9 protein-coding genes and 1 riboswitch are annotated in these 9,836 nt (G+C 72.8%); of the genes, 5 read left to right on the top strand and 4 right to left on the bottom strand.

All coding sequences use genetic code 11. The features are described 5' to 3' along the window. The first annotated feature begins 203 nt into the window (after positions 1 to 203). A complete protein-coding gene (locus KVT44_RS13385) occupies positions 204 to 809 on the top strand; it encodes a GPP34 family phosphoprotein (RefSeq protein ID WP_099924150.1) in 606 nt (201 codons plus the stop codon). 71 nt (positions 810 to 880) lie between these two features. Here KVT44_RS13385 and KVT44_RS13380 read toward each other — a convergent pair whose 3' ends face one another. The 3 genes from KVT44_RS13380 to KVT44_RS13370 all read right to left on the bottom strand — a co-directional run bounded on the left by KVT44_RS13380 (position 881) and on the right by KVT44_RS13370 (position 5,353). Then, entirely contained in the window at positions 881 to 2,050 is a 1,170-nt protein-coding gene (locus tag KVT44_RS13380; RefSeq protein ID WP_217567195.1) for a hypothetical protein, read from the bottom strand. A 165-nt stretch (positions 2,051 to 2,215) separates the two neighbouring features. Continuing rightward, the gene (locus tag KVT44_RS13375) at positions 2,216 to 3,649 is read right to left on the bottom strand and encodes a C40 family peptidase (protein ID WP_254649301.1); all 1,434 of its coding nucleotides are present in this window, start codon (positions 3,647 to 3,649) and stop codon (positions 2,216 to 2,218) included. Positions 3,650 to 3,705: 56 nt separating this feature from the next. Continuing rightward, positions 3,706 to 3,876, bottom strand: a riboswitch (cyclic di-AMP (ydaO/yuaA leader). Between the two features lie 115 nt (positions 3,877 to 3,991). Then, positions 3,992 to 5,353, bottom strand: a complete 1,362-nt coding sequence (locus KVT44_RS13370) for a diacylglycerol kinase family protein (RefSeq protein WP_217567194.1) — start codon at positions 5,351 to 5,353, stop codon at positions 3,992 to 3,994. A 302-nt stretch (positions 5,354 to 5,655) separates the two neighbouring features. Here KVT44_RS13370 and KVT44_RS13365 point away from each other — a divergent pair, with 302 nt between their 5' ends. The 4 genes from KVT44_RS13365 to KVT44_RS13350 are packed head-to-tail and all read left to right on the top strand — an operon-like array spanning position 5,656 to position 8,526. Then, positions 5,656 to 6,360, top strand: coding sequence for a response regulator transcription factor (locus tag KVT44_RS13365; RefSeq protein WP_099924153.1), 705 nt, complete (start codon positions 5,656 to 5,658; stop codon positions 6,358 to 6,360). Further along, positions 6,357 to 7,841: a HAMP domain-containing sensor histidine kinase gene (locus tag KVT44_RS13360; protein WP_217567193.1), complete on the top strand. Its 1,485-nt coding sequence runs from the start codon at positions 6,357 to 6,359 to the stop codon at positions 7,839 to 7,841. Before KVT44_RS13365 ends, KVT44_RS13360 begins: the two co-directional genes overlap by 4 nt. Positions 7,842 to 7,888: 47 nt before the next feature. After that, positions 7,889 to 8,287: a hypothetical protein gene (locus KVT44_RS13355; RefSeq protein WP_217567192.1), complete on the top strand. Its 399-nt coding sequence runs from the start codon at positions 7,889 to 7,891 to the stop codon at positions 8,285 to 8,287. Continuing rightward, positions 8,287 to 8,526, top strand: a complete 240-nt coding sequence (locus KVT44_RS13350) for a hypothetical protein (protein ID WP_190169232.1) — start codon at positions 8,287 to 8,289, stop codon at positions 8,524 to 8,526. Before KVT44_RS13355 ends, KVT44_RS13350 begins: the two co-directional genes overlap by 1 nt. 2 nt (positions 8,527 to 8,528) lie before the next feature. Here the strand turns inward: KVT44_RS13350 and KVT44_RS13345 are convergent, their stop codons facing one another. Then, a complete protein-coding gene (locus tag KVT44_RS13345; RefSeq protein WP_308313985.1) occupies positions 8,529 to 9,716 on the bottom strand; it encodes a PP2C family protein-serine/threonine phosphatase in 1,188 nt (395 codons plus the stop codon). Positions 9,717 to 9,836 lie beyond the last annotated feature (120 nt).

Here is a 9,836-nt window from a genome sequence, read left to right as displayed (position 1 = left end):
CAAAGCCAACCTACTGCCGGCGGGCCGCGCGCGGGCGGGGGGGGGGGGGGCGTGGCCGCGGGGGGGGGGGGCCGGCGGGGGGGGGCCCGCCCCCCCCCCTGCTCCGCTCCGCGCGCACCCGCGCCGAGCGGTGGAGGTTCGTAGGCTTTCCCCGCCGAAGATCGTAGGCTTGCCCCTCCGGAGACTGTGTGGGGGAGCCATCTATGACCACGGCCAGGGACCTCTTGATCACCGCCATGGACGTGGACCCGGACCGCCCCGTGGGGCAGGGCGACCTCTCCCTCGCCCTCGCCGGAGCCGAGGTGATCGACCTCCTCGCCGCTGACGCCGTCCACTTGGACGGCGACCGCCTCGTGCCGGCCCCGGAGCCGACGACGGAGGACCGCCTCCTGGCCGAGGCGGCGTCCTCACTCGTACGTCAGGTGCCCTACGAGCCGGTCGAGGACTGGCTGTGGCGCAGGGGGCGCGGCCTGGCCGCGGTCCATCTGGCCGCCCTCGAGGCGGACGGTCAGCTGACCCGGCAACGTCAACGCCGACTGCTTTTCGGAGCCGTCCGGATGGTCGTGGTCGACTCGCCCGCCCGGCGCCGGGCCCTGCACCGCTGGGCCGCCGACGAGCCCGTCCTCGTCTCCCTCGCGGCGGCCGTCGGGATTCCGGCCGAGCAGGGCGCGGACGTGCCGGTCGTGACCGACGACGCGGTGACGACCGTGCTGGCCGCCGTCAACGACGCGGTCATGGAACTGGAAGCGGTACGCCAGCGCCGGTCCATCGAGAACGCGGCGTTCGCCAACCTCTGGCGAGGTGCGTGACGCGAGCGGGCGCGCCGCGACACGCCGGTTTCAGAGGGTGACCTCGGGTCGGCGCCGGTTTCCGGTAGCGATCACTCGCCCCTGCCGGGCCCGTTCTCGGGCGTGCCGGTGCCTGTTCCCGTGTCGGTGCCCCGGTCCGGGCCGTCGTCGCGGGCCACGCGCCGTGCCCGTACGGTGCCCGCGACCCGTTGGAACGTCCGCGTCAGCTGGTGGAGCGGGTTGCCCTCCTGACCGGCGGACGTCTCGTGCGCACCGGACGCCGTCGTCCGGAGGTCTCGGAGCTCGGCCAGCGCCGCATGCGCGAGTTCGGTCGCCTCGCGGTACTGGTCGCGCGACTTCGTCATGGCGTCGAGTGCCTCGGCGTAGACGGCCACCAGCGCCCGCGCCTCCTCCAGCGTCAGCAGCTTCCACTCCTCCCGGAGGCCGGCGAGGGCGTCCTCCGCCGTTTCCGGCAGCGGCCGGGGCAGCGCCGCGTACCGTACGACCTTCTCCAGGAGCTCCGTCGGCTCCGAGCCGTCGAGGAACACGCTGCGTACGGTGCAGTCCTGCTCGTCGTACCCGGGCCGGGCGGGGGAGCCGGGCAGAATCACGGCGCCGCCGCGCGGCACCCGTACGCCCAGGTCGTACAGCGCCCAGTTGACCGCCTGGAACTGCTCGGGCGCGGCGCGGTGTTCCACGACCCGGTGACGCAGACCGGGCGGGAGCAGCCGGGCCAGCGGGAGGCGACCGCGTTCGTCGGTGGTCATCGCCTCGTGGATGACGACGTTGATGCTCCAGCTGTGCTGCGCGGCCTCCTTGAGCAGGCGGCGCAGTGCCTTGTCCTCCTGCGGCAGCGGGTTGATGTCCCGCAGGCGGAGCCCGGCCACGATGTCGTGGTCCCAGGGGACCTCTTGTCCCTCGGGCCAGAACATGGTCGCGGGAGAGGGCCACGCGAGGTCCCAGGGCCGTTCCGCCTCGGCCACCAGCGTCCAGCGGGTTCCCTCGGCGGCGTGTTCGCGTCCGTCCGTCGTGAGCCGTGCGCGAACCGGGACGGCGTCGTCGACCAGCCAGCGCGCCTCGAAGACATGCCCCTCGGGGTTCGAGGGGTCCTCCGCCTCCAGGAAGTCGTGGATCGTCTCGGCGGCCTTCAGCCTCCGCAGGTTCTCCCTGAGGATCTCCTGCGGGGCGGGCCCGACGTGGCGCCCGCCGGCCAGCCAGACGGTTTCCGGAGCGGTGGCGCGGGCGGTGGAGGGCTTGGGCATGAGTCACTTTGCGGTGGGAGGCGGCGTGGCCTCCCAGTATGGTCAGCGCAGGTGGCCGGTCGGGCGGCGAGGCCCGCGTGGATCACGTACATCCCCTATTGCGGAACTTTGGCCGTTCCAGTGCCTTATGTGTGCTTTGAGGCGCTGGAGACGTCGCTGCATCCGTCACGCCGGGCGCAGCGCGCTGTGGATCGCCTTCTGTCCGGCGAAGAAGATGGACTCTTCGCGTATCGAGGCACCCGGGCTGGGGGCGTGGATCATCATGCCGTTGCCGGTGTAGAAGCCGACGTGGCTGACGTTGTCGTAGAAGAAGATCAGGTCGCCGAACTGGATGTCGGTCAGGGGAATCGCCGCACCGGCGGTCGCCTGCCCGTGCACGGTGCGCGGGAGTGCGACCCCGGCGGCCCTCCAGGCGGCCTGGACGAGGCTGGCGGAGTCGTACGAGTCCGGCCCGGTCGCGCCCCAGACGCACGGCTTGCCGATCTGCTCGCGGGCGAAGGCGAGGGCCTTGGCGGCCTTCCCGCCGTACGCCGACTCCGCGGCGCCGACCGCGCCGACGGCCGTGTTGACCGCGCCGGTGTAGGCGCCGGTGCCTACGGGCATGCCCGCGGCCAGGGGCATCCCCGCGCCGAGGGACATGTCGGCACCGAGGAGCATCCCCGCACCCATGGACATGTCCGTGGCCGGCGGTACGCCTCTGCCGAGGGACATGTCCGCGCCGGGAGGCATGCCCGCGACCAGGGGCATCCCCGCGCCGAGGGACATGTCCGCGCCGAGCGGCATCCCCGTACCCATGGACATGTCCGCGCCGAGAGGCATCCCGGTGCCGAGGGACATGTCCGGGCCGAGAGCGGTCGACTGCTGTCGCTGCCATTCCTCCGCGGCCTGCCGGCGAGCCTGGTCCTCCGGGGTGGGCCAGACACCCTCGGCCGGACGTGACTCGATCGCCGCGGGCCCGGGGTTCCACCGTGCGGCGTGCTTGGACACCAACTCACGGGCCAGCGCCAGCTTGCGCTGGATCTTCTCCTTGGACGTCTTCAACGAGGACTGCCCCGGTCCGGCGGGCAGCGCGGGCAGCAGGGCCGTGGCGGCCTCCTGCGCGGGTTGCGGCGCAGGCTCCGGCGCGGCCGGCAGCGCGGCGACGGCCCTGCCCGTCAACTCGGCCACGGGCCCGGCGGCCGCCTCGGCGGAGGGGCCCGCGGTCAACTCAAGAACGGGGCGGGCGGTCAACTCCCGCCCACGGTTGGTGAGCCCGTCCTCCGGCCGCTTCGCCGGGCCCGTGGGCCGCGCCTCGGCCGGGCGGTTCGGCATCCGGTCGGCCGGCAGCCTGGCCGGCGCGGACGGACCCAGCTGCGTGCGCGCCGCGTCGAACCAGGTCTTGGTGATGTCGTCGAGGGCGGGGTCGCGGCGCCTGCGCGCGGTTTCCGGCGCCGGGTTGACGCGGCTTCGGCTCCCCGTGGTCATCGCGCGGGTCCCGTTGACGAACCCGACGGCGTTCTCGGCCTGGTCGTAGAGGGAGCTGATCCGCTGCTGCACCTCCTCGCGGCTCGGACCGTCCGCGCCACTGAGGGCGGCCGTCGCGCGTGCGGAGTCGGGCATGCCAGGGAGGCTGTTGCCTCCGGGGCGCGGGGTTCGTTCCGGCGCCATGGGAGCCGTACTCCTTCCGTACTCCGCCTACCGGGCCGGCTGTCGGGTTCGGGCGGAAGATTCCGGAAGGCATGCCCTACGGCCCTTGCCCGATCGGGCAGTTGGGCCGATTCACCCCAAGGTCGGTTGGGTCCCGGTTCCTGTTGCCACGGGGGCACCGGATTCGGCGGAGGTCGCGCGACCCGGCGAGGTTCGCCGGAGGGAGTCGTGCGGCCTACCGCCAACTTAGCCAATTTGTGTGCCTGGTGTGAAGATTGGAGCGCGAACTGTCCGATATGTAATTGTGACCTTCGTCTACGTGTCCCGGCCACGACCAGGATGTCGTACGACCGCTGTTCGCCCCATGGTCGCCGCGAGCGTGCGCAATCGGCGCCAGTCCAAAGGGGGTTGGGCCTCCGGCACACCGGGCCGTTCCTTGGGGACGCGGACGCGCAGGGCGCCGGGTTCGACGCGGCAGTGGACCGGGGCGGGCAGGACCAGGGCCTCGCCGTCGATGCCGGCCTCGATCTCCGCGCGGTCGGCGTCGATGACCACCTCACGGGTGGTCAGGACCGCGAGTCCGTCCGGCGCGGGGTCCAGTACGAGCGCGGCGGCCTCGGCCGCGCTGTCCACCGTGATGCCGAGGACACCGAGCAGCCCGGAGTCGAGCCGTTCGCGGCGGCCGAGACCGGCCGGATCGTTGGTGCGGTAGGGGTTGTTGCTCACCAGTACGGCCTGCGGGGCGTCGAGCGTCGTGTCGCCGGCGCGGGCGGTCAGTCGCGGCCCGCGCTGGCGGGTGAGCAGGTCGGGCAGGAGGTCCAGGATGGTGCCGATCTTGTCGTCGCGGTACGCGGGGCTCTGCACGACCGCCGCGTACGCGCCGAAGGAGGCGTTGTTGACGAACGGGTGGCGGCCGGCGAAGCCGAGGTCCACGCGGAGTTCGACGCCGTCGGTGAGGGCGTCCAGACAGGTGGCCGGGTCGTCGCGGTCGAGGCCGAGGTCCATGGCGAAGTGATTGCGGGTGCCGGCGCAGACCACCAGGAACGGCAGACCGTGTTCGGCGGCGACGGCCGCGACCAGCGCCTGGGTACCGTCACCGCCGGCGACGCCCAGCAGATCCGCGCCGTCCGCGACGGCGGCCCGGGCCAGCGCGGTGACGTCCTGGTGCTTGTCCGGGTCGAGGAGCACGACCTGCGCGCCGAGCCGCTCCGCCTTCTCCCGCAGTCCGAACTTCGCCACCTTGCCGCCGCCGGAGTGCGGGTTCATGAGGAGGAAGGGGCGCCGCGGCGGTGGTGCCCTGCGTTCCTTCGGGCGCGGGGCGCGCGTCCGGTCGCTCCGCAGGGCGTACCGGCCGCTCCAGACGGCCACGGTCCACAGTGCCAGGGACACGGGAACGGCCCAGAGCAGCCCGGCCACGGCGAACAGGGTGAGCACGGCGCCGGGCGCGACGGCCGCCAGCACGGCCGCCACCCAACGGAGCGGGCCGCGCCGGGTCAGCGCCCACCACAGCGCCGCCGCCGTGACGGCCACGCCGAGGAGCGCGGCAAAGAGCAGCAGTACGCCGTCCACGCCTCCGTAACCGAGCGGCAGCAGCACCGCCAGCGCCGCCGCGACCAGCGCGGCCCTGGCCGCCCACCGTTTCCCGTGGCCGACCTGCGCGCTCGTGTCCACACCCATCGCTCCTCCACGGACGTCGTAGAAGTCCGGCCCTGGTGGGCCCGGCCGCACGGAGGCCTGGTTCGGCGGGTCGTCGGCTGTGTGCGGGGTCGGCCATCGACGACACAGTCGTATGCAACCGTCGGGTCAGGCCCCGCGCAACCGCCACGCTCCGCCGGGCCCGCGCCGACCGGGGCCGGTCCGAACGGTTCTCACCGAACCCTTGGTCCACCCCTCGGGGCCGGGACCGTCGTGGCTGATGCACGATGGGCGGCGGCGGGCCCCGGCAGTACGCCGGGGTGTGGCGGGGAGGGACAGTGGTGATGAGTGGGCAGCGCGGCCGTGTCCTGGTCGTGGACGACGACGCGGCGATCCGCCGCTCGCTGGAGCGGGGCCTGAGGCTCGGCGGATTCACCGTGGATCTGGCCGACGGGGGCCGACCGGCCCTGGCGGTGGCCCGGCGGACGCCGCCGGATGTGATCGTGCTGGACATCTCGATGCCCGACCTCAGCGGCATCGAGGTGTGCAGGGCACTGCGGGACGAGGACAACGACGTACCCGTGCTGATGCTCTCCGCACTCGACGAGACCGCCGACCGGATCGCGGGCCTGCAGGCGGGCGGCGACGACTACCTCGTCAAGCCCTTCGCCCTGCAGGAGCTGGTCCTGCGGCTGGAGGCACTGCTGCGGCGCAGGCCGCCACGGGACAGCGGCACCGTACGGGCCGGCGGGCTGCTCCTGGATCCCGCCGCCCGCAGGGTGAGCCTCGACGGGCGGCCGGTGGAACTGACCCGCCGCGAGTTCGAACTCCTCCACTTCCTCGCCCGCAACGCCGGCATCGTGCTCAGCCGGGACCAGCTCCTCGATCGCGTATGGGGCTACGACTTCGAGGTGCGCACCGACGCGGTGGACACCTTCGTCAGCTATCTGCGCCGCAAACTGGAGACGTCGGGGCGCTCCCGGATCATCCACACGGTACGAGGCGTGGGCTTCGTCCTGCGCGACGACGACCCGCGGGAGCGGCCGTGAGACTCTCCACTCGGATCGCCCTGGCCGTCGGCGCCACCGTGCCCGTACTGGTACTGGCCACCGGCTGGCTGCTGCTGCGGCTGGTCGCCGCGGATCTGCACGATCAGCAGGACACGCATCTGCGTGAGCGCGCGGTGGCCGTCGCCAAGGACGCCCGGAGTCTGCTGCGCGCGAGCGCCGCCGACCGGTCGGCGGCGGTGGAGCAGGCCCGCGAGCGCCGGGTGTTCACCTCGGCCCTGGACGTGGGCGTACGACTGATCGGCCCCGAGGAGACCTTCACGGGCGGCCCGCAACCGGCGGCCGACGTGGCGCTGCCCGCCAGGGCGCCCGTGCCGGTCACCCTCCGTGCCGACGGCAGGAGCTGGCGGATCCTGTCGACCCGGGTGACGGGGGCGCGCCCCGGTGTGCGCGGCACCCTGTGGCTGTTCGCGTCCGACACCGCCGCCGACACCCAGGTGCGCCTGGTCCGACGGCGCGCGGTGACCGTCGCCCTGCTCGCCGCGCCGCTGTCCGGGCTGCTCGCCTGGGCCGTCGCCACCCGGGCGAGCGCGCCGCTGCGCCGTCTGCAACGCCGGGCGAGCGGCCTCGACCCCCGCTCCAGTTCCACCCGCCTGGACCACACCCCGACGCGGATCGCCGAGGTCGACGACCTCGCACACACCCTGCAGACCGTCCTGGCCCGCTACGACGAGCAGGCGCTCAGGACCGCCGAGGCACTGGCCACCGCCCGCTCCTTCGCCTCGGCGGCCTCGCACGAACTGCGCACCCCGTTGATGAGCATGCAGACCAACCTGGAGATCCTCACCGAGCATCCGGAGCTCGCCGGACCCGACCGCGACGAAGTGCTGCACGACCTGAGCCGCGAACACGCGCGCCTCCTCGGGGTCCTCGTCATGCTGCGCGACCTCGGCCGCGGAGACCTCGTCGAGGCGGACGCCTTCGGCCCGGTCGACCTCGCCGACCTCGTCGAAGCGAGCACGGAGGAACAGCGGCGACGCCATCCGCACGCACGGGTGACCGGCCACTGCGCACCGAGGCTGCGCGTACACGGCTGGGAGGCGGGACTGCGGAGCCTGGTGGACAACCTGCTCGTCAACGCCCTGGTCCACGGACACACGGACGGGCAGCCCCCGCAGGTCGAGGTGACCTTGCGCGCGAGCGGCGCCGACGCGCTCCTCGTCGTCGAAGACCGGGGCCCTGGCATCCCGCCCGCGCTGCGCACCGAGGTCTTCGAACGCTTCCGCCGCCGACCGGACAGTCCCGGCTCCGGCCTCGGACTGACCCTGGTCGCCCAGCAGATCGCCCTGCACCGAGGTGGGATCCGGGTACTGGACCGGCCCACGGGTCCGGGTACCCGCGTCGAGGTCACCCTGCCGCTGAGCGACGGCACCGCGGACACGGGGGCCACGCTTCCGTTCCCGCGCAACTGGATGATCACGACCGCCGACCGGCCACAAGAATTCCACAAAGACGGCTCCTAGCTTTCCCGGCGAGAGGGCAGTCGCCCGTGAACGTGGAGGAGTTCGTCATGCCAAGCACCAGGAAGACCGTGATCTCGGTCGTCTCGTTGGTCGCCGCCGGATCGCTGTTCGGCGCCGCCACCGCCGACGCCGCGACTCCCGCGCCGTCCGGCACCCCCACGGGCGACGGCGCGGCGGCGCTCTGCAAGCGCGCGCCGAAGATCGACCGGCGGATCGACCGGATCCTCACCCGGCTGCGCGCGGACGCTTCCCAGCGTGGCTCCATCGCCCGTCTCGAGCAGCGGGTGGCGAACGCCAAGTCCGCGGGGCACACCCAGATCGAGACCTACCTGAACGACCGGCTCACCGTCCGGCGTTCCCTGGTCCCCACCCTGGAGACCCGCCAGAAGGACCTGGCCGACGTCGAGAAGTGGTGCGGCGCCCACGACAACGGTCGTACGAACTGATGCGCGCGCGCCACACCGTGCCGGCCGTACTGGCCGCCCTGCTGTTCCTGGCCGGCTGCGGCCATGGCGGGAGCGCACAGAGCACGCAGGGCACGCACAGCACACAGACCGCACAGGGCACGCAGACCACTCGGCAGCCCGCACCCACCTCCTCCGCGGACCTCGGTCACCTGCGGAAACTCGTCGACGACGCCGATTCCGCGGCGAGCGCGGCGGAGTCGGACATGGCCCGGGAGTGAGGTCAGCGTTGCGCCGACGGGGGCGATCCGGCGGGATGGAGCCGGTGGTGGCCGTCGACGGAACGGGTGGCGAAATGCGGTCGATGCGGGTGGTGGGAGGCGGCGCGTTCGATGATCAGGAGGGCGGCGTCGTCGCCGGGGTGGTCGCCGACATGCGCGAGGAGGTCGTCGTGGATGTGCCGCATCAGGGCGTCGGGGCTGGAGACGGGAAAGGAGGCGACCCGCTCGAGGAGCGGGTAGAAGACGCCCGACGGTGAGCGGGCTTCGATGACGCCGTCGGTGTAGAGCAGGAGGATGTCACCGGTTTCGAAGGTGAACCGGTCGGGTCGGTGGCTCGCGGCGGGCAGCTCGCACATGCCCAGCGGGGGGAGGGGGTGGCGCGGGTGCAGGACCGTGACCTCCTGGTTGTGCAGCAGGAGAGGCGGTGGATGACCGCAGGTGATCATCCAGGCGTCCGGCCCCTCGTCGGGGATGTCGAGCACGAGAGCGGTGATGAAGTGCTCGCCCGGGTCGTTCTTGGTGTCGGCCACGTCCTCCAGGTCGCGGCACACGCTGACCTCCAGTGCCGCCGTGAGCTCGGGCAGGGTGGCGTACCGGTGAGCGCCCTCGCGGAACGAGCCGAGCACCACCGAGGCCTCGCCGATGGAGGCCAGCCCCTTGCCGCGTACGTCCCCGATGATCACCCGCGTGGAGGGCTGGGCGGCGCGGGAGACCGCGAACAGGTCGCCGCCGATCTGCGTCTCGTCCTCGGCGGCCAGATACAGCCAGGCCACGCGCAAGGGCCCGATCCGGCGGGGCGGCGGTCGCAGCAGGACCCGCTGCGCCGTCTCGGCCACCGACCGTGCCCGGCTCAGCTCCCGGGCACGCCGCTCGCGTACATGGCAGACGAAGACCACCAGCGCGGAGAGCACGGTCAGGGCGATGATCTGCGAGACGTGGTTGGCGGTGGTCAGCCCGCCGTGGAACACCGCGATGAAGACCTGGGCGGCCACGGCCAGCGCCCCCACGGCCGCGGTCAGTCGTGGTCCGGCCAGGGAGGCGGTGAGGGCGGGGGCGATGACCAGCAACGGACCCAGGTGGACGTTGGTCGGGGAGTGGAGGTCCACCACCGTGATCACTACGATCAGCGCGAGTGGGATTGCCACCAGTCCGCGGCCCGACGGCTGCTCCACGAGGCGGTCCACTGACACACGCCGGACACCCACGTATCCCATTTTGCCCCCGATTCCGAGGCCCGTGCTCCCCAACGATCAGTCATAAGATCGGCTTATGGGGTCATAGATCCAACCCGGCTACTGACTAAGGTTTGC

The sequence above is a fragment of the Streptomyces sp. GbtcB7 genome (assembly GCF_019091445.1).
GTDB lineage: Bacteria > Actinomycetota > Actinomycetes > Streptomycetales > Streptomycetaceae > Streptomyces > Streptomyces mirabilis.
This window is presented reverse-complemented; position numbering and strand designations above follow the sequence as displayed.

What these genes read in the sequence shown, in the direction of transcription:
- KVT44_RS13370 (WP_217567194.1), bottom strand. Translation starts at nt 5,353, where the DNA reads ATGGGTGTGGACACGAGCGCGCAGGTCGGCCACGGGAAACGGTGGGCG.
- KVT44_RS13385 (WP_099924150.1), top strand. Translation starts at nt 204, where the DNA reads ATGACCACGGCCAGGGACCTCTTGATCACCGCCATGGACGTGGACCCG.
- KVT44_RS13355 (WP_217567192.1), top strand. Translation starts at nt 7,889, where the DNA reads ATGCCAAGCACCAGGAAGACCGTGATCTCGGTCGTCTCGTTGGTCGCC.
- KVT44_RS13350 (WP_190169232.1), top strand. Translation starts at nt 8,287, where the DNA reads ATGCGCGCGCGCCACACCGTGCCGGCCGTACTGGCCGCCCTGCTGTTC.
- KVT44_RS13375 (WP_254649301.1), bottom strand. Translation starts at nt 3,649, where the DNA reads ATGCCCGACTCCGCACGCGCGACGGCCGCCCTCAGTGGCGCGGACGGT.
- KVT44_RS13380 (WP_217567195.1), bottom strand. Translation starts at nt 2,050, where the DNA reads ATGCCCAAGCCCTCCACCGCCCGCGCCACCGCTCCGGAAACCGTCTGG.
- KVT44_RS13365 (WP_099924153.1), top strand. Translation starts at nt 5,656, where the DNA reads ATGAGTGGGCAGCGCGGCCGTGTCCTGGTCGTGGACGACGACGCGGCG.